22 protein-coding genes and 1 other RNA gene are annotated in these 21,847 nt (G+C 62.8%); 15 read left to right on the plus strand and 8 right to left on the minus strand.

What is annotated here, in order from left to right:
• Window positions 1-264: 264 nt before the first annotated feature.
• Window positions 265-1,941, plus strand: a complete 1,677-nt coding sequence (gene recN, locus LY622_RS15630) for a DNA repair protein RecN (RefSeq protein WP_234291744.1) — start codon at window positions 265-267, stop codon at window positions 1,939-1,941.
• A gap of 118 nt (window positions 1,942-2,059) precedes the next feature.
• Here recN and fur read toward each other — a convergent pair whose 3' ends face one another.
• The gene (gene fur, locus LY622_RS15635; RefSeq protein WP_234291745.1) at window positions 2,060-2,476 is read right to left on the minus strand and encodes a ferric iron uptake transcriptional regulator; all 417 of its coding nucleotides are present in this window, start codon (window positions 2,474-2,476) and stop codon (window positions 2,060-2,062) included.
• Between the two features lie 72 nt (window positions 2,477-2,548).
• Between fur and LY622_RS15640 the strand changes: the two genes are divergently transcribed.
• From LY622_RS15640 to LY622_RS15655, 4 genes are all read left to right on the plus strand, one after another.
• The gene (locus tag LY622_RS15640; RefSeq protein ID WP_234291746.1) at window positions 2,549-3,034 is read left to right on the plus strand and encodes an outer membrane protein assembly factor BamE; all 486 of its coding nucleotides are present in this window, start codon (window positions 2,549-2,551) and stop codon (window positions 3,032-3,034) included.
• Between the two features lie 296 nt (window positions 3,035-3,330).
• Window positions 3,331-3,825, plus strand: coding sequence for a TRAP transporter small permease (locus tag LY622_RS15645; protein WP_234291747.1), 495 nt, complete (start codon window positions 3,331-3,333; stop codon window positions 3,823-3,825).
• Window positions 3,822-5,102, plus strand: a complete 1,281-nt coding sequence (locus LY622_RS15650; RefSeq protein WP_234291748.1) for a TRAP transporter large permease subunit — start codon at window positions 3,822-3,824, stop codon at window positions 5,100-5,102. Before LY622_RS15645 ends, LY622_RS15650 begins: the two co-directional genes overlap by 4 nt.
• Window positions 5,103-5,119: 17 nt before the next feature.
• On the plus strand, window positions 5,120-6,100 hold the full coding sequence (locus tag LY622_RS15655) for a TRAP transporter substrate-binding protein (protein ID WP_234291749.1): 981 nt from the start codon (window positions 5,120-5,122) through the stop codon (window positions 6,098-6,100).
• 170 nt (window positions 6,101-6,270) lie between these two features.
• Here the strand turns inward: LY622_RS15655 and LY622_RS15660 are convergent, their stop codons facing one another.
• A complete protein-coding gene (locus LY622_RS15660) occupies window positions 6,271-6,588 on the minus strand; it encodes a hypothetical protein (protein ID WP_234291750.1) in 318 nt (105 codons plus the stop codon).
• Between the two features lie 157 nt (window positions 6,589-6,745).
• On the opposite strand from LY622_RS15660, the gene LY622_RS15665 reads away from it, so the two are divergent.
• Complete coding sequence (locus tag LY622_RS15665; RefSeq protein WP_234291751.1) at window positions 6,746-7,765, plus strand: LacI family DNA-binding transcriptional regulator; 1,020 nt, start codon at window positions 6,746-6,748, stop codon at window positions 7,763-7,765.
• A gap of 129 nt (window positions 7,766-7,894) precedes the next feature.
• A complete protein-coding gene (locus LY622_RS15670) occupies window positions 7,895-8,236 on the plus strand; it encodes a hypothetical protein (RefSeq protein WP_234291752.1) in 342 nt (113 codons plus the stop codon).
• A 90-nt stretch (window positions 8,237-8,326) separates the two neighbouring features.
• On the opposite strand, the gene LY622_RS15675 is transcribed toward LY622_RS15670, so the two are convergent.
• From LY622_RS15675 to LY622_RS15690, 4 genes are all read right to left on the minus strand, one after another.
• Window positions 8,327-9,076: an SDR family oxidoreductase gene (locus LY622_RS15675; RefSeq protein WP_234291753.1), complete on the minus strand. Its 750-nt coding sequence runs from the start codon at window positions 9,074-9,076 to the stop codon at window positions 8,327-8,329.
• Between the two features lie 66 nt (window positions 9,077-9,142).
• A complete protein-coding gene (locus LY622_RS15680; RefSeq protein ID WP_234291754.1) occupies window positions 9,143-10,018 on the minus strand; it encodes an NAD(P)-dependent oxidoreductase in 876 nt (291 codons plus the stop codon).
• Window positions 10,015-10,497, minus strand: coding sequence for a gluconokinase (locus LY622_RS15685; RefSeq protein WP_234291755.1), 483 nt, complete (start codon window positions 10,495-10,497; stop codon window positions 10,015-10,017). The genes LY622_RS15680 and LY622_RS15685 overlap by 4 nt, the downstream gene beginning before the upstream one ends.
• A gap of 22 nt (window positions 10,498-10,519) precedes the next feature.
• Window positions 10,520-11,290 (minus strand): SDR family oxidoreductase, encoded by a 771-nt coding sequence (locus LY622_RS15690; RefSeq protein WP_234291756.1) that lies wholly within the window; start codon window positions 11,288-11,290, stop codon window positions 10,520-10,522.
• Window positions 11,291-11,377: 87 nt separating this feature from the next.
• Between LY622_RS15690 and LY622_RS15695 the strand changes: the two genes are divergently transcribed.
• Entirely contained in the window at window positions 11,378-12,325 is a 948-nt protein-coding gene (locus LY622_RS15695) for a 2-hydroxyacid dehydrogenase (protein ID WP_234291757.1), read from the plus strand.
• A gap of 13 nt (window positions 12,326-12,338) precedes the next feature.
• Window positions 12,339-13,370, plus strand: coding sequence for an L-idonate 5-dehydrogenase (locus LY622_RS15700; RefSeq protein ID WP_234291758.1), 1,032 nt, complete (start codon window positions 12,339-12,341; stop codon window positions 13,368-13,370).
• A gap of 21 nt (window positions 13,371-13,391) precedes the next feature.
• Here the strand turns inward: LY622_RS15700 and LY622_RS15705 are convergent, their stop codons facing one another.
• Together LY622_RS15705 and LY622_RS15710 are read right to left on the minus strand one after the other, a co-directional pair.
• A complete protein-coding gene (locus tag LY622_RS15705; RefSeq protein ID WP_234291759.1) occupies window positions 13,392-13,712 on the minus strand; it encodes an RnfH family protein in 321 nt (106 codons plus the stop codon).
• Window positions 13,702-14,136, minus strand: coding sequence for a type II toxin-antitoxin system RatA family toxin (locus tag LY622_RS15710; RefSeq protein ID WP_234279265.1), 435 nt, complete (start codon window positions 14,134-14,136; stop codon window positions 13,702-13,704). The genes LY622_RS15705 and LY622_RS15710 overlap by 11 nt, the downstream gene beginning before the upstream one ends.
• Window positions 14,137-14,264: 128 nt before the next feature.
• Between LY622_RS15710 and smpB the strand changes: the two genes are divergently transcribed.
• The 6 genes from smpB to csb2 all read left to right on the plus strand — a co-directional run bounded on the left by smpB (window position 14,265) and on the right by csb2 (window position 21,819).
• Window positions 14,265-14,756 (plus strand): SsrA-binding protein SmpB, encoded by a 492-nt coding sequence (gene smpB, locus LY622_RS15715; RefSeq protein WP_234291760.1) that lies wholly within the window; start codon window positions 14,265-14,267, stop codon window positions 14,754-14,756.
• Between the two features lie 87 nt (window positions 14,757-14,843).
• Window positions 14,844-15,223, plus strand: a transfer-messenger RNA (tmRNA) gene (ssrA, locus tag LY622_RS15720).
• A gap of 826 nt (window positions 15,224-16,049) precedes the next feature.
• A complete protein-coding gene (cas3g, locus tag LY622_RS15725; RefSeq protein WP_234291761.1) occupies window positions 16,050-18,632 on the plus strand; it encodes a type I-G CRISPR-associated helicase/endonuclease Cas3g in 2,583 nt (860 codons plus the stop codon).
• Window positions 18,625-19,320, plus strand: coding sequence for a hypothetical protein (locus LY622_RS15730; protein WP_234291762.1), 696 nt, complete (start codon window positions 18,625-18,627; stop codon window positions 19,318-19,320). The genes cas3g and LY622_RS15730 overlap by 8 nt, the downstream gene beginning before the upstream one ends.
• Window positions 19,317-20,348 carry a type I-G CRISPR-associated RAMP protein Csb1/Cas7g gene (cas7g, locus tag LY622_RS15735; protein WP_234291763.1) on the plus strand — a complete coding sequence of 344 codons (1,032 nt, stop codon included), beginning with the start codon at window positions 19,317-19,319 and terminating at the stop codon, window positions 20,346-20,348. Before LY622_RS15730 ends, cas7g begins: the two co-directional genes overlap by 4 nt.
• Window position 20,349: 1 nt before the next feature.
• Complete coding sequence (csb2, locus tag LY622_RS15740) at window positions 20,350-21,819, plus strand: type I-G CRISPR-associated protein Csb2 (RefSeq protein WP_234291764.1); 1,470 nt, start codon at window positions 20,350-20,352, stop codon at window positions 21,817-21,819.
• The last annotated feature ends 28 nt before the right edge of the window (window positions 21,820-21,847 follow it).

Here is a 21,847-nt window from a genome sequence, read left to right on the forward strand (position 1 = left end):
CGGGCCGAACATGATTCGGGTTGGCGATAGCATCGCAATCTGCCGCCTATATGGGGGCCACGACGAAAATCTCAAGAAAAAACACCCAAGGAATTGACATGTGCATTGAGAGAGCCGGTGGTCTACTGTATAAAAACTCACTAAAGGTGTATGAATATCCAGCCTGCTGCTCAGACCAGCTGTCGTGACGAGCCATCTGCAATGAACTGTCTGCAATGAACTGTCTCAACGAGCAGTCGAGAGCCAAGGCGCCGGGAGGGAAAGATGCTGACTCAGCTTGCCATTCGAGACTATGCCATCGTCGAACGCCTCGACCTGGAGCTTGCCGGCGGCATGACCGCCATTACCGGCGAGACCGGGGCCGGCAAGTCGATCCTGCTCGGCGCCCTGGGGCTGTGCCTGGGCGAACGCGCCGATGCCGGCAGCATTCGCCACGGTTGCGAGCGTGCCGACCTCAGCGCCCGCTTCGATATCGCCGCACTGCCGGCCGCCCGCGCCTGGCTCACGGAACGCGAACTGCCCGCCGACGATTGCCTGCTGCGCCGCGTGGTGACCGCGGCCGGCCGCTCCAAGGCATGGATCAACGGTCAGCCGGCGACCATCGTCGACCTCAAGGCCCTGGGCGAGCACCTGGTGGAGATTCACGGCCAGCACGCCCATCAGGCGCTGTTGCGGGAGGAGACTCACCTGCGCCTGCTCGACGACTTCGCCGGCCAGCGCACGGCGGTGACCGAGCTGGCCGAGACCTTCCGCAGCTGGCAGGCCGCCCGCCGCCGGCTCAAGCGGCTGGCCGAGAGCGGCGACGAAGTGCAGGCCCGGCGGCAGCTGCTGCGCTATCAGGTCGAAGAGCTGGACGCCCTGGCCCTGGGGGACGACGAGCTGGCGACCCTGGAGCGCGAGCAGGAGCAGCTCGCCCATGCCGAGGAGACCATTCGCGAGGCCCAGTTCGCCGCCGACTGCTGTGACAGCGACGAGGGCGGCGCGCTATCGCTATTGCACCAGGCGAGCAGCCGCCTCGGCGTGCTGCCTGGCCACGCCCAGGGCGGCCTGGCCGAGGCGCTGAGCATGCTGGGCGAGGCACGTATCCAGATCGAGGAGGCGGCGCGGGAGCTCCACCGCTTCGTCGATACCACCGAGCTGGACCCGGAGCAGCTGGCCTGGGTCGAGTCGCGGCTGAGCGAAGTCCACCGCATCGCCCGCAAGCATCACGTCATGCCGGAAGAGCTGCCCAGCCTGCACCGGCGACAGCAGGCGGAGCTGGAAGGCCTGGAGGGAGGCGAACACGACCTGGAGGCGCTGCGCGCCGAGGTGGAGGCCCTGCGCGATTCCTGGCGCCAGCAGGCCCGCAGCGTCAGCGAGGCGAGACAGCGGGCGGCCACCCGGTTCGGCAAGGCGGTCCAGGAGCAGTTGGCCTTCCTGGCCATGGGCAAGGCACGCTTCGAGGTTGAAGTGGAAGCCCGCGAGGTGCCGGCCGCCGATGGCCTGGAGGGCATCCGCTTCCTGATCAGCGCCAACCCCGGCCAGCCGCCTCGCCCGCTCTCCAAGGTGGCCTCCGGCGGCGAGCTGTCGCGCATCAGCCTGGCGATCCAGGTGGTGGCGGCTCGCCACTCGACCATTCCCAGCCTGATATTCGACGAGGTGGATGTCGGCGTCTCCGGCGCCACCGCCGAGATCGTCGGCCAGTTGCTGCGGCGGCTCGGCACCGACGGACAGGTAATGACCGTGACCCACCTGCCCCAGGTGGCCGCCCAGGCCCACCACCACCTGCATATCGAGAAGCAGGCCCGGCGCAACACCACGCAGACTCGCATGGCGCTACTCGACGAGGCCGGGCGGGTCAGCGAGCTGGCTCGCATGCTGGGCGGGGTGAACCTATCCGACCGCACCCTGGCCCACGCCAGGGAGATGCTCGACGCCAGCCAGCAGAGCGCACACCACTAAGCGCACACCACTCAAGCACCCCCTCTAATGGCCACCCTCCGCCACAGACGACAGCGACCCCGCACCTTGCGGAGCGGGGTCGCTGTCGGGTCTGGAATCGGCGGGCCCTAGCGGCGTATCAGGCGGAACCGCGAGGGCGCACGTAGAGCACCAGGGCGTGATCGACGAGCTCAAAGCCATGCTCCTCGGCGATCTCCTGCTGGCGCCGCTCGATGGTCTCGTCGAAGAACTCGATGATTTCACCGCTGTCCAGGCACACCATATGGTCATGGTGCTCTTCCTGGGAGATCTCGAACACGGCGTGGCCGCCATCGAAATTGTGGCGAGTCACCAAGCCCGCCGACTCGAACTGGGTCAGCACACGATAGACGGTGGCCAGGCCCACGTCTTCGCCGGCATCCAGCAGTGACTTGTACACATCCTCGGCGCTCAGGTGGTGCTGACCCGTGGCATTCTCGAGGATCTGCAGGATCTTCACGCGGGGCAAGGTGACCTTGAGGCCCGCCTTGCGCAGTTCATGGTTCTGGTCGGCCATGTTCGCTCTTCGCAGTATCAGGTAGGGTCGGGTATGATCGACCGAATCCACGATAGTGAAGAACGGACCCAAATGCAAAAGCTGATCAAGACCGCCACTCTTATCCTCGCCCTGACCCTGGTCAGCGGCTGTGTGTACAAGCGCGACCTGGCCCAGGGTAATTACATTACCGAGGGCATGGTCGAACAGCTGCAGCCCGGCATGAACCGCGACCAGGTCGTGGGAGTCCTGGGGCGCCCGCTGCTGGAAGCGCCCTTCGACGCCAACCAGTGGGACTACATCTTCCGGCTCGACGAGGCCTATGGCGGCGTCCAGCAGCGTCGAGTGACGCTGACCTTCGACGGCGATCGGCTGGTCAACGTCCAGCAGGAAGGCGACTTCTCCGAGGATATCCAGCTCCGTACCCAGGATGATGTCGGCCCCCCCGTCGAAGGCGCCAGCCCCATGGACGATTTGCCGGAGACCCAGCCACAAACCGCTCCCCGCTCCGAGCCGGATGCAGGCGGCACCCTGCCGCAGGGTGGCGAGCCGGCTTCGACCGAGCCGCTCGCGCTCTAAACCAGCCAGCACGCCCCCCTAGCACGCCCCGGCCAAGTCCGGGGCGTCATTGTTTGCTGCGCGCCCGCTCGGCCACTTTCCCTTCCATCAGATACACGAATCTTAGCCAAAAGTCTTAGTCGGCATGAATTGACAGGCTATCGATTTGGCGTAATGTTAACGATAACACACGGACTAGGCCAAGCTCTGCACCGCAGCAAAAGGTATGCCCCTGCATCTGCCAGATTTACGGGTGCGTTTACATCGATGAATGTCATCAATAGACGGCAAGCGTCTACTTGATCGGGAGGTAGGAGATGGGCGTGCTGCGATTACTCTGGCGAATCATCGATGTCGTGATGGCGGCGCTGCTCTTCGGCATGATCCTGCTGGTATTCACGAATGTCGTGTTGCGATATGGATTTTCCTCGGGACTTCGGCCTTCGGTAGAACTGTCACGCCTTGGCTTGGTCTGGCTCGTGATGCTTGGAGCCGCCGTTGTACTTCGCCGTAACGAGCACCTGGCCGTAACTGAATTCAGCGTAGCGCTGTTCCCACGCGCGGTCCCCATCCTGAAACGCCTCAGTTATGTAATCATTACAATTACCATGCTCATGCTGTTCTGGGGCTCATTCAAGCAGATGAATGCAAACTGGGCCAATACTTCACAGCTTACCGGGTTGCCCTCCGCACTCTTCTATCTCGCTGGCGTAATATCCGGGGCAATAATGGTGTTTATCGCGGCCGTCCGCATCTGGAACCCGGATGCCCTTTGCGATAGGGATGACGAGCATGAGGGAACGCATCTATGACTCTCGTTCTCTTTCTCGGTGTTCTGATCGGGTCAATTCTTCTCGGGCTGCCGGTCGCTTTCGCACTGCTCTTTGCCGCCATCGCGCTGATGCTGCAAATGGGGCTTTTCAGTGCGGACATACTCGCGCAATCGCTCATCAACGGAGTCGACAGTTTCCCGCTATTGGCGATCCCCTTCTTTCTAGTCGCAGGTGAGGTCATGTCAGTCGGCGGACTGTCGCAGCGGATCGTCCGAATGGCAACGGTGATGGTTGGGCATCGGAAGGGGGGCCTTGGTTACGTGGCCGTCCTCACCGCGATCCTGATTGCCGGCCTATCGGGTTCTGCCGTGGCGGATGCTGCAGCACTGGTGGCCATTCTCTATCCCATGATGAAAAAGGCGGGCTACCCCGAGGGCTCGTCCATGGGGCTCCTCGCCTCGGGCGGCATCATTGCACCAGTGATCCCACCATCACTGCCATTGATCTTGATCGGCGTTGCCGGGAATATCTCGATCAAGAATCTGTTTTTGGGTGGTATCGCACCCGGCATCATGATGGGTGCGACGCTGATGCTGGTCTGGGGCTGGCTGATGCGAAAAGAAAATCTCGATGTCATGGAGAAGGCCAGCGGGGCCGAGCGTCTTACCGCCCTCCGCGATGGAATCTGGGCTCTCTTGCTGCCTGTCATCATTATCGGTGGCATCCGCTTCGGCATTTTCACTCCAACCGAGGCCGCAGTAGTCGCAGCGGTCTATGCAATCTTGGTATCAGTGGTCATCTATCGCGAGATGAGCTGGCGACTATTCGCAAAAATCCTCATCAATGCGAGCCGATCCACGGCGATGGTGATGTTCCTGGTGGGCTGCGCCATGGTTGCAGCCTGGCTGATCACGGTGGCGCAACTTCCACAACAGCTGGCCCTCCTTCTTGGGCCGCTCGTGGAAAACCCGCGGCTTCTCATGCTGGTCATCATGCTGATCGTGCTTGCCGTCGGCATGGTGATGGACCTCGCACCGACGGTGTTGATCCTGGTTCCACTGCTGATGCCGGTCGTCCAGCTGGCAGGTATCGACCCGGTCTACTTCGGCCTGATGTTCGTCATCAATACTTCCATCGGTCTGCTCACCCCTCCCGTTGGCAATGTCCTGAACGTGGTCTGCGGCGTCAGCCGCGTGCCAATGTCAGTAGCCGTGAAGGGCGTGTTGCCCTTCATCTCCGCCTACCTTGCACTTCTGCTCGTTTTCATCCTGGTGCCGGAGCTTATTACCGTCCCGATGAACTGGTTCATCGGATAACCTGAAGGAGAAATTCCATGTCCTTATCGTTCCGTAGCTTCAGCCTGGCAGCCATTCTCGCGACTGGCATGGCCACCACCGCTTATGCCCAGACCACGCTCAGGTTCGCACACCCCGTCCCGGAGAGCGATCCGCAGCACGTCATGGCCCTGTACTTTGCCGAAGAGCTTGAAAAGCGCACCGATGGCGCGCTGATCGTTCAGATCTTCCCGAACGGACAGCTGGGCAACGACGCTCAGATGATCGACGGTGCGCGCTCGGGGATCATCGATATGACGATGGTGGGTACAAACAACCTCACCGGCCTCATTCCGGATGTCGGTGCCTTCGAACTGCCCTTCATGTTTCCCACCCGCGAGACCGCTTACAGAGTTCTGGACGGCGAAGTCGGGGAAATGATCAGCGGCCAGTTCGAGCAGCACGGGCTGAAGTCCCTCGGCTTTCCCGAGAACGGTTATCGAAACATGACGAACAACCGTGGACCGATCATGACGCCGGAAGATGTCAAGGGCCTGCAAATGCGGGTCAACAACTCCAGGGCGCTGAACGACATGTTTGCGTCCCTCGGTGCGGCGCCCCAGCAGCTCCCAGTAGCAGAGCTTTACACGGCGCTGGAAACCGGCGTCGTCGATAGCCAAGACCACCCGATTGCAGTGACATTATCGTTCAAGTTCTACGAGGTTCAAGATTATCTGAGTCTGACTCAGCACGCCTATTCGGCGCTGGCCTTCTTCATGAACCTCAACAAATTCAACGGTCTCTCGCCTGAGCATCAGGAGATCCTGCTGGCAACGGCGAAGGACGCCGTGGACATGCAGCGTGAGCTTTCTATCACGAAAGAAGACGAGATGATCTCTACTCTCAGGGCATCAGGCATGGAAGTGAACGACAACGTCGACGGAGCGGCTTTCCAGGAGGCGACCAAGAGCGTCTGGACCAACTTCACGGATGCGAACGGTGATGCGGTCGTGAACGCCATTCTCGAGGCATCGCAGTAACGGCGTCAGCCAAGTGATGCCCCAACCCTAGTCCGGCTTTACGGTCAAGCAAAGGGGCGAAGCCTACCAGGCCAAGAGAAAAACGAGGAAGTTTCCAAGGGCAATCGGTCCTGATGCCGTAACGTAATACCGCGGCGTCAGGACCGGTGGTGAGTAAGCCAACCTCGATTTCAGAGACGCTCATAGATGATGTGATGGTGCTGACCTTCGTACAGGTGCTGAACCGACTCGAGTGCTTCCACCGCCGCCTCACGGCGGGACGACACCAGGGCCTCCTCGAGATGGGCAAGCGACGGGTAGTCGATCTCTTGGACCAGGAACACATCGGCGCCCGGTGGCTCGGCCTCGCACGGACGATAGACGCGAACCTCCACGGCATGCAGCATCTGTGTCCAGGCAGGCACCAGCCGCTCCTTCACCGCCGAGTAGAACTCCGCCTCATGGCCCGGCTTGACTCGCCCCTTGAAGATGGCACTTCTGGTAAACATCGTTGGTTACCCCTGTTGATGATGGAGCATTGCCAGGCGGGCATGCTATCGTTAACATGCCGTATTGTCGAGTTTCCAGCTCCAGCCGTTTGACCTGTCTATCATCCGGAACGTGTCGAGTCTGGCAGGATAGCCTTTTGTGCAGGAGGAGCCGAGATTGGCCAAGCCAAACATGAAGGACGTGGCTCGAGCGGCGAATGTCTCTCCCATGACGGTATCGCGCGCCTTCAAGCAATCCGCCACCGTGAGCGATGCCACGCGCGAAAGAATCATGAAGATCGCCGAAGAGATGGGTTATGTCTTTGACAGCACGGCATCCAACCTGCGCTCACAGAAGACCGGCTTCATCGCGGTCATCGTCCCGACCATCAACAATGCCAACTTCGCCGATACCGTTCGGGCCATGTCGGAGGGGTTACGCACCCAGGACCTGCAGATCCTTCTCGGCTATACCGATTACGACATACAGGAAGAGGAGCGGCTCATCGAGCAGCTCCTGCAGCGCCGCCCGGAAGCCATTACCCTGACCGGAGGAAAGCATACGCCACGGGCACGTCGGCTGCTCCTCAATGCCGGCATCCCGGTCGTCGAGACCTGGGATCTTCCCCCGGACCCCATCGGTCATGCCGTCGGCTTCTCCAATGCCGCGGCGGGCCGGTTGATGCTCGAGCACTTCGTGGCCAGAGGGTATCGCCGCATAGGCTTCATCGGAGGCGATGAATCACGCGACTCCCGCGGTCTCGAGCGCCGTTATGGCTTCATCCGCGCTCTTGCCGAGCATGGCCTGGACACCACACGCCTGGTCGCCTCTGGCCCCCCGCCCATCTCCATGCATGAAGGGGCCATGTCCATGCGCGAGCTTCTGGAGAAGTGGCCGGATACCGAGGCGGTGATGTGTGTGTCGGACCTGTCCGCCTTTGGGGCACTGACCGAATGTCAGCGCAGAGGAATCGATGTTCCCGGTCAGATCGCGATCGGTGGCTTTGGTGCCTACGATATCGCCGAGCACTGTGTACCGGCCTTGACCACCATCGATGCGAACGCCGCCGAGATCGGCAGGCAAACCGCCAAGGTGTTGCTGGAGCATCGTCACGCCATGGCCGGCAAGAAGCCCTTTGAGTTCCCTCAACGGATCATTCAACTGACACCGACACTACTTCCCAGAGAAACGACCTGACCATCGCGCCATGGTGACAACCATCCTCATGGAGATGTTTTTTACCCACGAAAGTTATCGTTAACATAAACAATATTGGCCGCCTCTCCACCCACCCCGACAAACAGCCCATAGAACAAGGAACCGATCATGTATATCCGCTGTGCTTTTTTCCGGGGCCATGTGAAACCCGGTTGCCAGGCAACCTTTGACTCTCACATCCAGGAGCATCTGGTCCCGCTCTGGACACGCTTCCCCCATGTGCAGGAAGTCCGTGTGCTGCACGAGGTCGAGAGCGACAGTGCCGACACGCATCTGGAGATGGTCCTGGCCATGCGTTTCCCCTCACGGGAAGCGATCGCCGAGGCACTCGACTCGGCCACCCGCTACGAGAGCCGTGAGGCATCGAAGCGCCTGTTCGAACTCTTCGACGGCGATGTCTTCCACACGGTCTTTTCGGCGGACCAGTTCCCCCTGCCTGCCGGGGGATGAGCCCAGCAGCCCGTGCGGAATGCAAGCGAGGCATGGAAGGGATTCCATGCCTCGTTTCTCATTGGGCCTGCCTGGCCGGGTCCTACCCGTTCAGCCACGGCCGATATACGGCATGTTGGTGGCCATCACGGTCATGAATTGCACATTGGCCTCCCGCGGCAGGGAGGCCATGTGGTACACCGCATCCGCCACGTGCTGGACATCCATCACCGGCTCGACCGTGAGGCGGCCATCCGCCTGGGGCACGCCCTTCTTCATGGCCTCGGTCATGTCGGAGGCCGCGTTGCCGATGTCGATCTGGCCGCAGGCGATGCCATGCTTGCGACCATCCAGGGAGATCGTCTTCGTCAAGCCGGTGATCGCATGCTTGGATGCCGTATAGGCGGCCGAACCGATCCTTGGCACATAGGCCGAGATCGAGCCGTTGTTGATGATCCTTCCGCCTTTCGGCTGCTGCGAGCGCATCATACGGAAGGCGCCCCGGGCGATCAGGAAGGCGCCATCCAGGTTGACCGACAGCACGTTGCGCCAGTCCTGCCAGTCGATATCGCCGATTTCAGTGGCCGGCAGGCTGGTACCGGCATTGTTGAAGACCACGTCCAGACGCCCGAAGGTCTCGGAAATTCGAGAAAACAAGGCATCCACGCTGTCCGGGTCGCACACATCACAGGCCACGGCCAGTGCCGTGTCCGGGTAGCGCGCGGCCAGCGCTTCCAGCTTGTCGAGCCGGCGCGCCGCCAGCACGACGCTGGCCCCACCGGCCAGGAAGGTCTCGGCCGTTGCCTTGCCGATCCCCTGGCTGGCACCCGTCACCAGCACTATCTGTTGTCGTTGTTGCATGGGTACGCTCTCCGTATTGATCTGGGCTGAGACATCATAGGTGTGATTCCAGCTCGCGCCTGGCCGTCAAGGCAGCGTTCGCTTGAACAGCTCCATCAGGGCTGCCTGATCCTCGCCACCCAGCCCCTGGGCAGTCAGCAGCCGGTGAATCTCGTCACACAGCGACGTCAGGGGCATGGCGGTCTGGGTGGCCCGCGCCAGGTCCATCACCGCGTCGAGATCCTTGACCATGTTGTCGATCCGGCCGGTGCGACGGTAATCCCGGGTAGCGAAACGCGGCATGTACTCCTGGAGTATCGCGCTGTCGGCTCGGCCCCCCTTGAGTGCCATGGGAATCTTTTCGGCATCTACTCCGGCATTCAGCGCCAGCTGGGTCGCCTCCGCCACGGCCAGGAAGCCCAGGCCGCACAGCACCTGGTTGACCAGCTTGGTGGTCTGCCCCGTGCCGACGGGCCCCATGTGGGTGAAGTTGGTGGCGACATGTTGCAGCAGCCGGTGGGCATCCGTCACGTCCTGCTCGCTGCCGCCGGCCATCAGGGTCAGTTCGCCGATGAGTGCCTTGGGGGCCCCACCCGACAGGGGGGAATCCACCCAGCGCAACTGTTTCTCGGCAGCCTCGGCGGCGAGCTCACGAGTAGCCCCCGGGTCGATGGAGGACATGTCGATCAGCAGGGTGCCGGCGCGCGCGCCCATGGCGACACCGGCCTCTCCGAACACCGCCATCCGTATGATCCGTGGCGAATTCAGGCTGAGCACCACGTAATCCGCGCCGGCGGCCGCATCGGCCGCCGTGCTGGCCGAAGCGGCCCCCTTGGCGACCAGTTCGGCGACCCGCTCCTGGTCCAGATCGAAGACATGCAGGGTGTTGCCGGTTTCCAGGAGGCGAGTGCCGATCGCTCCTCCCATCACTCCTGCGCCGATCAGCGCGACGTTATGGGTCATGACTTGTCTCCTTCGAGAAGGGTGGTGATTTCCCGGACAATCCGCTCGAGCGGCTGGCCGATGGAGATCGTCACCGCGAATTCGTCCACCGCGGGGGGCTCCAGCGCCTCGAACTGGCTTTGCAGCAGTGCCGGGGGCATGAAGTGTCCGCTGCGCGCAGCCATGCGTTCGGCGATCAACTCCGGGCTGCCATCCAGATGCAGAAACAGCACGGGCGCCTGCGCCACTCGGGTGATGTGATCGCGATAGCTGCGCTTGAGCGCCGAGCAGCCAATGAGGGTGGCGTCGGAGGCGGTGCGTAACCGCTCCCCCACAACGCTCAGCCAGGGCCAGCGGTCGTCGTCCGTCAGGGGCTGGCCTCTCGACATCTTGGCGACGTTCGCGGCGGGGTGCAGGTCGTCACCGTCGATATAGATACCCCCCAGCGACAGGGCGAGCGCCGCACCCACCGAGGTCTTGCCGCAGCCGGAAACTCCCATCAGCACGACCCGCTGCCTGGCCTCAGAGTGAGATAGTGATGCCGCCGTCGACATAGAGGGTATGCCCATTCACGAAGGAGGACGCATCGGACGCCAGGAACACACAGGCGCCCACCAGTTCTTCGACCTTGCCCCACCGCCCTGCCGGCGTACGCTTCTCGAGCCAGGCGGTGAACTCCGGGTCGGCCACGAGCGCCGCGTTGAGTGGGGTTTCGAAATAGCCGGGTGCCAGGGCATTGCAGTTCAGGCCGTGCCTGGCCCAATCGGTCGCCATGCCCCGGGTGAGATTGCCCACCGCCCCCTTGGTGGCGGTATAGGGCGCAATCCCCGGCCGGGCCAGCTGCGTCTGGGCCGACGCGATATTGATGATCTTGCCCTTCCCCCGCGCGATCATGTGCACGGCGCACGCCTGGCCGACGTTGAACACGCTGCTGACGTTGGTCCGCATCAGTCTCTCGAACGCTTCCGCGGGAAACTCCTCGAGCGGGGCTCGATGCTGCATCCCGGCATTGTTGACGAGGATATCGATGGCACCCACCTGCTCCTCGAACTCCTGAACCGCCACCTTCACCGCCGCATGGTCGGTGACATCGAATACCAGCTGGTGAACCTTGCCGACCTCCCCGAGGGACTCTGCGGCCTTGGTCAGCTTGGTGGCATCACGACCGTTCAGGACCACCTCGGCGCCGGCCTCGAGCAAGCCGTGTGCCAGGGCGAACCCGATGCCCTGCGAGGAGCCGGTAACCAGCGCCCGGCGTCCGGCGAGGCTGAAGCGTGCTGCATGATTCGACATGGCTAACCCCTTTGTTTTTGTCTCGACATTCAATTCCGACAACTGCTATGGTATCGATAACATTCCGGCATGTAAACGAGGATCGAGATGAACAAGCCAGAAATCCTGCAGGTGGGTGAGCTACCGGATTGGGATCAGGGCCCACTGGATACCGCCTTCACCGTTCACCGCTATTTCGAGGCGAAAGACAAGCCCCGGTTTCTCCAGGAAGTCGGCGGCAATGTTCGCGGCATTGCCACCCGCGGTGACCTGGGGGCGAATCGCGCCATGATCGAGGCGTGCCCAAGGCTGGAGGTCATCTCGGTATACGGCGTCGGCTACGACGGCGTGGACCTCGAGCTCTGCAAGGAGCGGGGCATTCGGGTCACCAATACGCCCGACGTACTGACCAACGACGTCGCAGACCTTGGCATTGCCATGATGCTCTGCCACTCCCGTGGCATGATCGGGGCAGAGACCTGGGTGCGTGACGGCAGCTGGAAAGCCCAGGGCATGTACCCCCTCCAGAGGCGGGTCTGGGGCAAGAGAGTCGGTGTGCTGGGGCTGGGGCGCATCGGCTACGAGGTCGCGCTCCGTCTCGCAGGCTTCGGCATGAGCATCAGCTATTGCGATGTCGCCAGCAAACCCTATGCCGCTGACTGGGCATTCGTGTCGGATCCCGTCGCCCTGGCGAAGCAATCGGACTTCCTGTTCGTCACCCTGCTGGCGTCGGCGGAGACGCGCCATATCGTTAATCGGGAAGTGATCGAGGCGATGGGACCGGAGGGCATGATCATCAACGTATCGCGTGCCGCCAACATCGATGAAGAGGCGTTGCTGGACGCCCTGGAAAGCGGCGCGCTCGGCGCGGCCGCCCTGGATGTCTTCGAAGGTGAGCCTGAGCTCAACCCGAGATTTCTCGAGCTCGGCAACGTCCTGCTGCAACCCCATCAAGCCTCGGGAACCGTGGAGACACGCCAGGACATGGGCAAGCTCATGCGCGACAACCTGACGGCCCACTTTTCCGGCGCGCCGTTACTTACCCCGGTCCTGTGAACGGAGCCCATCCATGAAAGCCATCGTCATTCATGCCCCCAAGGATCTCCGTGTAGAGGAGCGAGCCGTTGCCGAGCCGGGGCCCGGCGAAGTCCAGATCAAGCTGGCCAGCGGCGGTATCTGCGGCAGTGACCTGCACTACTACCAGCACGGTGGCTTCAGCACCGTGCGCCTCAAGGAACCCATGATCCTGGGGCATGAAGTCTCGGGATACATCACGCAGCTGGGCGCCGGCGTAGAGGGGCTCCGCGAAGGACAGCTGGTGGCCGTCTCCCCGTCACGCCCCTGTGGTACCTGCCAATATTGCCAGGAAGGGCTTCACAACCAGTGCCTGAACATGCGGTTCTACGGAAGCGCCATGCCCTTCCCGCACATTCAGGGCGCCTTCAGTGAAGTGCTCGTCGCCGATGCCCGCCAATGCGTGCCGGCCGATGGGTTGACCACCGGGGAGGCCGCCATGGCCGAACCCCTGGCGGTGACCCTGCATGCCACCCGCCGTCTCGGCAGCCTGCTCGGCAAGCGGGTGCTGGTCACCGGCTGTGGCCCGATCGGCATTCTCTCCATCCTGTCCGCCCGGCGAGCGGGTGCCGCCGAGATCGTCGCCACCGACCTGTCCGACTTCACGCTGAACGTGGCACGACAAATGGGGGCCGACCGCATCATCAACATGGCCGACACACCCGACGCGCTGACTGGCTACTTCGCCGACAAGGGCTATTTCGATGTGCTCTACGAGTGCTCGGGTGCCGAACCGGCCGTCAAGGCCGGCATACAGGCCTTGCGACCACGCGGCCTGATCGCTCAGGTGGGGCTGGGAGGCGACATGAGCCTGCCGATGATGGCGCTGACGGCCAAGGAGCTGGAGTTGCGCGGCTCCTTCCGTTTCCACGAGGAGTTCGCGACCGGCGTTGAACTGATGCAGAAGGGCCTGATCGACGTGAAGCCGCTGATTTCCCAGAGCCTGCCGGTCGATCAAGCGGTGCAGGCTTTCGAGCTGGCGGGCGATCGCCAGCAGACCATCAAGATGCAGCTCTCCTTCAACTGAGCTGTCGACCTACCCGGAACATCAGCGTTTAGTGCGGGCGCGCTCGGCACGCGCCGCCTTGGGGTCGATCGTGAGCGGGCGGTAGACCTCGACCCGATCCCCTTCCCGCAGAAGCTGCGTGTCGGGATCGCGTACCGGCTTGCCGAAGATGCCCAGGTCGGCCCGCTCGAAGGTTTCGGGCGCCACCTCCGGGAAATGCTTGGCCAGCTCGGCCTGGGCCACGGCCTGACGCACCGTGGTCCCCTCCGCCACCGTCAGGGCGACGATGCGCTGCCTATCGGGCAGCGCAAAGGCCACTTCGACGTGGAGCCCCCCTTCGAGACGCCCATCACTAGCGGCCATAGACGTCATCGGCCCGACGCGTGAAGGAGTCCACCAGCTGCCCGGCCACCTGCTGGAACAGCTTGCCGAACGCCATGCCGAGCAGGCGGTTGGCGAATTCGAACTCCATCTCCAGGCAGACCTTGCAGGTGTCCTCACCCATGGGAATGAACAACCAGCGGCCGCGCAGGCGCTTGAAGGGGCCGCTCACCAGCGACATCTCGATGCGCTCCGGCTCGATCAGGTCGTTGCGGGTCATGATGCTCTGCTCGATGCCGGCCCGCCCCAGGGTCATCTCGCCGATCAGGTGCGACTCGTCTCGCTCGACCAGCCGTGCCCGCCGGCACCCGGGCAGAAACTCCGGGTAACGCTCGAAATCGTTGACCAGGTCGAACATGTCCTGAGGGGTGTGCCGCACCAGGGCGGAACGATTGACCGATGGCATGGAGCTCTCCGCTGACTTCACAGTGCCCAAGGCGTATCATGAGCGGTTATTTCACGCCTTGAATGGTATCACGCTTCCCCCCATATCGAAGGGGAGGTCGCCAAAGGCCGAACACGATACGAGGTACCATGGCCAACAAGAAAGCCGCGGGCAAGGGCCCAGGCAGCAGCACCATCGCCCAGAACAAGAAGGCGCGTTTCGAGTATCACATCGACGAGACCTTCGAGGCCGGCCTGGTGCTGGCCGGCTGGGAAGTGAAGAGCCTGCGCGCCGGCAAGGCACAGCTGACGGACACCTACATCCTGATCAAGGATGCCGAAGCGTGGCTGCTGGGCTGTCACATCATGCCGCTCAACACCACCAGCACCCATGTGCTTGCCGACCCCACGCGCACCCGCAAGTTGCTGCTGCACCGCAAGGAGATCGCCAAGATCTTCTCGCGCTCCCAGGAGAAGGGGCACACCTGTGTGCCGCTGAAGCTCTACTGGAAGGGTAACAAGGTGAAGTGCGAGCTGGCCCTGGTGACCGGCAAGAAGCTCCACGACAAGCGCGCCACCGAGAAGGATCGGGACTGGCAGCGCCAGAAGGGCCGCATCATGCGGGAACAGACCAAGGCCTGACGGGTTCGCAGGCTGCGTGAACCGATTGAACCCAGCCAGCAAACAGGTGTCACACTACTGCCCATGCTGATATGATGGGCCTGCTACGGGGGCGACATGGCTTCGACGCTGGTGACAACCTCCTAGGTGCATGCCGAGAGCGTGATGTATCTCGTAAATCCAACATCACGACTAAATAGTCGCAAACGACGACAACTACGCTCAGGGCGCGCTGGCAGCTTAATAGCTGTTAGCTTCTAGCCCGGCCCCGAAGCGATGTGCCCATTCATTGCGGACGGGATATGAGCTAAAAATGATGGGATCGCGGTTGACGGCGTCCTCACGTCAATCGCTAAACCTTTGAGGAATCGCGTTGCTGGATCCTGCCCGTTGGAGCCAGCCGCGTTAAATCAAAAAACGGACCTAAGCATGTAGAGCCGAAGAGCGAGTGCCGGCGGACGCGGGTTCGATCCCCGCCGCCTCCACCAATACAAGGTTTCAGGACTTCCCAGGAAACACCAGAAACCGCATGAACAGGGGCCTTCGGGCCCCTTTCTTGTGTCTGGACATTTCACTGCCCCCCGATATACCCCATCTAAGGGGGAATAGCGTCGAGCCTATACACTGATGCCCCCAAAATCGTTAGACCCCGAGTCAGCCATGGCCTGGCTGACAGATCGCCTGCCCCTGGGGCATCCGGCACGAATAGCAGGCCGCCTGGCTGCGTCGTTTATCTCCCGAGTCCCTGACCCAGCTAGCAGAGGACGAGCGCATGGCCACATGGCGCCTGGCAGTGGCAACGATCTGGAGGAGCCCCTAGAGAGCTCGGAGAGAGCGGCTTGTTCGCAGTGGACGGCTGAATCCGCACCTGAAGACAAATCGTACAAACCGGACAGTGGAAAGCGGTAAGGTTATGACGCCACCCAGCCTGAAGACCTGCAGGGGGCTAATGCAGGATCTCAAGAAAAGAACGAAATGGCCTAGCTGGCGTAGTTGTATAGGTTTGCCCGGGCCATGAACCGGCCGATGCGGTAACCGCCTGAGAAAAGTGAGAACGATTGCCCATCTGACTGACAAGCAGCCCACCTCCGCCGGTGCCGTTTCCCTCCGACGCCCTCGGGTCGGCGATATCTGGTTCAGATACAGAATCCAGCCAGCCCTGCTCTTCACTCCGCTGTGTATGATGACCGTCATACGTCATCATCAGACAGTGTGCTACCGTCTCTGAAGTCCCGGCACCACCTAGAGTTACCACCAAGTAATATGGAAGGACGCCGCACGGTCGCTTACAAGAAGATCAGGGAGGTAGCTACTTTGACGCAGCCGGAATACTTCTCCCCCGTCACGGAAATCCCATACTTTGAGGCTGTTACTGGTTTTTCGCCGTATCCGTGGCAGCAGCGCTGCTATGCCGAACTGCTAGCTAATCGTCCACCTTCCACATTGAGCTTGCCGACTGCCAGCGGCAAGACCTCAGTCATCCTGCTCTATCTCCTGGCCCTCGCCCAAGGCGCCCCGCTGCCACGCCGACTAGCCTACGTGGTTGATCGACGGAGCATTGTGGATCAGACGACCACGGAGATCGAGCGCTGGATCGAGGCAATCTCTCGCATCCCCGAGCTGACAGAGTGCTTTCGCTCCCTAGCTGCCTTTCCACTGGATGACGATGACTGGCCGATCCAAGTTGGAACCCTGAGAGGCGGGCTGGCGGACACCGGTGAGTGGCGACTTGACCCGGCGCAGCCGACGGTAATCGTCGGCACTGTCGACATGCTGGGCTCTCGGCTGTTGTTCTGCGGCTATGGGGATGGGCGTAACCGCCGCTCTCTTCATGCCGGTTTGCTCGGCATGGACACCACCCTTGTGCTCGATGAGTCACACCTCAGCCCTGCATTCACCGCCACGCTGGGTGATGTTCGCCACCTCCATCAGCCCTACCTTGGCAAGGCCTTTCATACCCTGACCATGTCGGCCACTCCCCGTGAAGGGGAGCGGGTGACATTCGAGGAAGAAGACCTGGAACACCCGGCCTTGGGGCGGCGCCTGCAGGCGGTCAAGCGGCTGACAGAACATGAGGTCGATACGCCGCGAGATCGGCGAACGCAGATGGCAGAGATCATGGCTGACTTCCAACGCGGCGCGATCATCGCCTTCGTGGCCTCGGCGCAGGAGGCACAGCAGTTGCTCACCGAGCTGGTGAAGCAGCTGGGCAAGGAGCGGACGGCGGATGTCGCGCTGCTCACCGGCACCCTGAGGGGCCATGAGCGTCAGACGTTGATCGACACCGAACTGTGGCGCCGCTTCGCCCGGCCAGAACCGGAGGATGAGAAACGCCAGTCAGTCATTCTGATCGCCACCGCCGCCGGGGAAGTCGGTGTCGACCTGGATGCCGATCACCTAGTCATGGACCTTGCACCGCTGGACTCGGTGATCCAGCGCCTGGGTCGGGTGAACCGCTCGGGGCGATGCAAGAACTCTCAGGTACATCTGGTGCACTGTCCAAAGGACACCGAGCTCAAGACGAACAAGAAAGACGCTCGAAACCGCCTGGTGCAGGCTCGATACCACACGCTGGATCTACTTCGGCGCAACCCAGTCCTGTCTCCGATGGCACTGCTCGCCATTCCCGAGGAGGAGGCGCAGCTGGCCGCCAGTCCTTCACCAAACTGTGTGCCGCTGGAAATGGGCCGGCTCACGCTGCTTGCAGCTACTGCAGCTGGCATCGAGCTCCCGCCGGTGGCGCCGTTTCTGCGCGGGGTGACCGACGACCCCGAGCCTCCCGAGACCCAGCTTCTCTGGCGCGATGATGTAGACCTGCTCTTGCGCAGTGGCCTTGCCGCGGCTCGGGATGCGCTGGCCATGCTGCCGCCTCGCCCACGGGAACTATTGAAGGTGCCTTCACAGGTCGCGGCGGCCGACCTGGCCAAGCTGGCCGAGGCTCAGGGGCCATTTCAGTGCCTTCGCCTCGCGGCTGACGGCGCCTTGGAGTCGTTGGAAGTCACCGCCGACAAGTCCCAGCTCGTCAGGCTGCTCAGACATGCCACGCTCGTTCTACCCTCGGTGATCGGTGGCCTCTCCGAAGCTGGCTTCCTGGACCCCAGGCGAGCCGGCAGAGCGGTTGTCGATCTAGCCGACGATGAAGACGGCCTGCGGTTCGAGTTGCGGGAGGGGGCGTCAACCGATCTGCCGCCCTGGATAGACAAGGCGGTGCAATGGCGCCTGCCGCTTTACGATCCCGAAGACGAAGAGGCGGCACCAGCCTGGTGGGTTTATGCCAAGCGCCGTCCGGGCGAGCTGGCGCTCAATGTCGATTCCGATCTCAGCCGTCTCTCACGGCAGCTGGAGCCCCTGGGTGAACATAACCGGAGGGTCGGAAAGGCCGCTGCCCGCATTGGCCAGGCTCTCGGCCTGCCCAATTACGTGGTCGAGGCTCTGGAAACCGCCGGCACGCTTCACGACGAGGGCAAGGCAAGACGGGTCTGGCAGCGGGCGGCAGGCAACCGCCACCCCGAGCCGGTCGCCAAAACACCTCGCGGGCAGTTCCAGCCAGGTCTGCTGGGAGGCTATCGCCACGAATTCGGATCGCTGGTCGAGGCGGAGCGCCGACTCTCTGCTGAGTCTGAGGATGAGCAGACGAGGCTTGGCCGAGAGCTGACCCTTCACCTCATCGCTGCGCACCACGGCCATGCGCGCCCTGGATTTGGCCTCAGGCGGCAGTGGGACCCCGAACTGCCGCAGGCACAATCGGAAGCACTGGCGCGAGCGGTGGAGCGGCGCTACGCGATGCTCCAGCAGCACTTCGGCCCTTGGGGCCTGGCGTGGCTGGAGGCGTTGCTGAAGTGTGCCGACGCCCGTGTCTCCAGCGGCCTTGAAACGGAGGGTAGTGCGAATGGCTGAGCGCTTCATGATCGACCCGGCCAACCCCGGCGAGGTGCTCGCCTGCGCTGGCCTTGCCTGGCTGGCCGATCGAGCCGAGCCGGGCGCACAGAGCGGTTTCATTGAGCATGGCGGGCGCTGGTATTTTGAGGTCCCGTTTGCACCCGAGCCTCTGATGGAGCTGACGGCCAATGACCCTCAAGCACACGATGATCACCTGGCGGTGGGACCGCTGCGGCTGGACTGGTGGCAACGTGACTGGGGCCTCAATCCGGCCTTCAAGTTCTGGGCCGGCCAGCAAACCGCACAGTCAGTACTGACCAACCTGCTGCACGCAGCGAGGCCGGGCGCTCCAGCGGACTGGCTGAGCTTCATGGCACCGACGACCGGCCGGTTGGGGGTAGACCCTCGCGGTAACTGGGACAGCCTCTCCCTGGGCTGGTCCATCAATGAGCACAACAAGATCAAGAATCTCTGTCGCCCCTACGTGGAGTGGCTGGCATTTCTCGGTCTTCAGGCATTTCCCGTCCAGGGTGATCGCACTAACGGCCTGCATTACCACCTCTGGCGGCCAGCCCCTCTGACGATTGCGGTGCTGGCCTTCGCGGGTGCTGGGCGTCATGCCATTGCCGGCTACACCGCTGGTGCCGGCAAGTCTGGCAGCAATACCTACCTCAAATCCGGCCAACCCTTCAGGAGTGAACCATGACCCAGATACGGGACCTGCTTGATGATAAGGACATCGTCGCCCTGGCACTGACGCAGGAGCTTGAGCCGATGGAGGGCTGGGAAGTGCCGCTGTTTCCGGCCACCTATCCGGCCTCGGACAAGGGGCGCGGTCACCGCCATGACACACCGTACAACGTCAACGAGCTCAAGGATGGCACGCTGGTGGCGACGCTGGACTCGGTACAGTCGCAAGCCAATCGCCTGGAGGCCGTCTTTCATGGTGAGCTCCAGCGTGCCGTTCCCCAAGTCAGCATCACGGCCGGGGAGCGCACCCTCCAGTTGACCGAGCTGCCGCATCGGCTGGCGGATGCCGCTATCCGCGCGAGCGATCTTCGTGAGGAGATTCGCACCGCCTTCGAAGCCTACGCGGCCAGCGATCCGCTGCCGATCGCCAAGCTCGGCCCGACAGCGCTGATCTTCGGCGCCTGGGATTCCCGTGACACACGAGTGAAGATCCCGCGCCTGCTGCGCAGCGAGATCCATGCCTGGGACGTGGACGTCTTCACCCGCTCGGCTCAGTTCTCCGGGTCTTTCAGCCGCGAAGACCTAGGGTTTACCGATAAGGAGTGGAAAGAAGGGGCGGAAATGGGCTTTGCCCCGACGCCGTCGGTGGATCAGCACGGCGGGGTCCTGGTCCGCGGCAGTATCCGCCAGACGGCCACCTTGCACCTGGGGGCGGTGCGTCAACTGGAGACCGCAGCGCCTGGGCTGGGCGTCTACGCCCTGGGGCTGGCGCTGGGCGCGATGTGGACGGGCGGTCGAGATTACACCCTGCGTACCGGTTGTTGGCTTATCCCGAAGGGCCCCGCCAGAGTGGAGGCAGTCAGCCGCCAAGGTGTACGCGAGCCCGTCGAGCTCACCTCCGAAGCGGTCCTGGAATTCCTCGACAGTCAGGCTCTCGATGCGGCCAAGACCCTGGAGGTGCCCCTCGGTGCCGAACAGGCTCGCGCCGCACAATACGATCCGGCGGCCGGCAAGAAGCTTCTCAAGAAAGCGAAAGAGGACTGATATGCCCGTCCTACAACTGACGGTGAGGTGGCTTGCCGGTGAGGGCCTGAGCGCCTTCCACGGCGCGGAGTGGCCGCCTTCTCCGGTGCGGGTGTTTCGCGCTCTGCTGGCCGGTGTGCATCGTCCCGGCGGCGCAGGCGCTCGCGGCCTTCAAGCGCTCGAGAGGCTGGAGCAGATGCCCCCCCCGGTGATCATCGGGCCTTTGGCGCATAGGCTGGAGCCGGTGACCACCGCCGTTCCCAACAATGACGGTGACCGGGTGTTGGTGGAGTACCAGGCGGGGCGCCACGACAAGGCGAGACGACGGACCAGCCAGCTGAAGACGATGCGGCGCCGGCAGGGCTGGCAGGTGCCCACTGCGGTCCAGTATCGCTGGCAGTTTCCGGAGCCCGACCCGGACCCCCAGGCGTATGATCTGCTTGCGCAGGGCCTCACCCTGCTGGGCCAAGGGACGGATCTGGTAGCGGCACATGCCGACTGGCATGACAGCGAGCCAGCACGCTGGGGCTATGCCTGGATCCCTACCACCGGGGGGATCGAAGGCATGCCGGTGCCTTCCCCGGGAGAGCTGGAGCGCTTGACCCAGGCCCATGCCGACGATCGCCTTCGCATCCAGGGCGAGACGGTTCGGTCTGCCATAGAACCACCTCTGCATATCGCTGAGTACCTTGACCCCCTGGGGCCGCCACCGCAGCGGTGGCAGGCGCTTTCGCTTCGGTCACCAGATGCTGCCTTACCCTGGTCGAAAACGGGCACCGAGGCAGTTCAAGTGGCTGGCATGGTGCGACACGCTATACACCGAGCAGCCAAGCTGGCCGGGCTAGATCAGCAGGTCATCACCGAATTGATGGGGCATGGCGGCGAAGGCAGGATCAACGTGTTGCCGGTTCCAAATGTCGGCCACAGGTGGGCTGACGGGCGTGTCCGGCGGGTATTGATCAGCGCCGGTACCGCGGTGGACCAAGAGACCTGGGAGGCGGTCACCCTGCGGCTTGGTGCCATGGAGTTGATCAGTGAGCCTTCAGGTGAAGTGGAGGCAATGCTGATTCCTGCCGTGAGTGTGAAACTGGATGCCGTCTTCGCGAACTTCCTTCGACCGGCAACTCGCTGGACGTCCGCCTCGCCGGTCATCCTGCCAGGCTTCGATACCCGCCGTGGTCGTACGCGTCCGGCCAAGGCGGCAAAACGGCTGCTCCGGCATGCGGGAATCCCCTTGGAGGCGGTGCGGCATATTGAGCTGCATCCAGCGCCGGAGCTGGCGGCTGTCTGCACTGCACAATCGATACAGGTGCCGAGGCATCTCCGTGATTATCCGCGTGTCTTCGTGACCTTGGAGTTCCACCGGCCGGTTAATGGGCCCTTGGTTCTGGGGGCCGGGGCCGGGCTTGGCTTTGGGCTGCTAATCCATCGCGAGCGCTTGGGTGGTGACACGCAGCCTGTGGAGCGCTCGCATGATGAGAAGGCGCGCTAAATGGGGGAGTTATGCCTGGCTCTGGCTC

The organism is Halomonas alkalisoli (assembly GCF_021412585.1).
Taxonomy (GTDB): Bacteria; Pseudomonadota; Gammaproteobacteria; order Pseudomonadales; family Halomonadaceae; genus Halomonas; species Halomonas alkalisoli.

Excerpts from the sequence above, each read along its gene's own strand:
- recN (WP_234291744.1), top strand. The coding sequence starts at position 265 with ATGCTGACTCAGCTTGCCATTCGAGACTATGCCATCGTCGAACGCCTC.
- fur (WP_234291745.1), bottom strand. The coding sequence starts at position 2,476 with ATGGCCGACCAGAACCATGAACTGCGCAAGGCGGGCCTCAAGGTCACC.
- LY622_RS15640 (WP_234291746.1), top strand. The coding sequence starts at position 2,549 with ATGCAAAAGCTGATCAAGACCGCCACTCTTATCCTCGCCCTGACCCTG.
- LY622_RS15645 (WP_234291747.1), top strand. The coding sequence starts at position 3,331 with ATGGGCGTGCTGCGATTACTCTGGCGAATCATCGATGTCGTGATGGCG.
- LY622_RS15650 (WP_234291748.1), top strand. The coding sequence starts at position 3,822 with ATGACTCTCGTTCTCTTTCTCGGTGTTCTGATCGGGTCAATTCTTCTC.
- LY622_RS15655 (WP_234291749.1), top strand. The coding sequence starts at position 5,120 with ATGTCCTTATCGTTCCGTAGCTTCAGCCTGGCAGCCATTCTCGCGACT.
- LY622_RS15660 (WP_234291750.1), bottom strand. The coding sequence starts at position 6,588 with ATGTTTACCAGAAGTGCCATCTTCAAGGGGCGAGTCAAGCCGGGCCAT.
- LY622_RS15670 (WP_234291752.1), top strand. The coding sequence starts at position 7,895 with ATGTATATCCGCTGTGCTTTTTTCCGGGGCCATGTGAAACCCGGTTGC.
- LY622_RS15675 (WP_234291753.1), bottom strand. The coding sequence starts at position 9,076 with ATGCAACAACGACAACAGATAGTGCTGGTGACGGGTGCCAGCCAGGGG.
- LY622_RS15680 (WP_234291754.1), bottom strand. The coding sequence starts at position 10,018 with ATGACCCATAACGTCGCGCTGATCGGCGCAGGAGTGATGGGAGGAGCG.
- LY622_RS15685 (WP_234291755.1), bottom strand. The coding sequence starts at position 10,497 with ATGGGAGTTTCCGGCTGCGGCAAGACCTCGGTGGGTGCGGCGCTCGCC.
- LY622_RS15690 (WP_234291756.1), bottom strand. The coding sequence starts at position 11,290 with ATGTCGAATCATGCAGCACGCTTCAGCCTCGCCGGACGCCGGGCGCTG.
- LY622_RS15695 (WP_234291757.1), top strand. The coding sequence starts at position 11,378 with ATGAACAAGCCAGAAATCCTGCAGGTGGGTGAGCTACCGGATTGGGAT.
- LY622_RS15700 (WP_234291758.1), top strand. The coding sequence starts at position 12,339 with ATGAAAGCCATCGTCATTCATGCCCCCAAGGATCTCCGTGTAGAGGAG.
- LY622_RS15705 (WP_234291759.1), bottom strand. The coding sequence starts at position 13,712 with ATGGCCGCTAGTGATGGGCGTCTCGAAGGGGGGCTCCACGTCGAAGTG.
- LY622_RS15710 (WP_234279265.1), bottom strand. The coding sequence starts at position 14,136 with ATGCCATCGGTCAATCGTTCCGCCCTGGTGCGGCACACCCCTCAGGAC.
- smpB (WP_234291760.1), top strand. The coding sequence starts at position 14,265 with ATGGCCAACAAGAAAGCCGCGGGCAAGGGCCCAGGCAGCAGCACCATC.
- LY622_RS15730 (WP_234291762.1), top strand. The coding sequence starts at position 18,625 with ATGGCTGAGCGCTTCATGATCGACCCGGCCAACCCCGGCGAGGTGCTC.
- cas7g (WP_234291763.1), top strand. The coding sequence starts at position 19,317 with ATGACCCAGATACGGGACCTGCTTGATGATAAGGACATCGTCGCCCTG.
- csb2 (WP_234291764.1), top strand. The coding sequence starts at position 20,350 with ATGCCCGTCCTACAACTGACGGTGAGGTGGCTTGCCGGTGAGGGCCTG.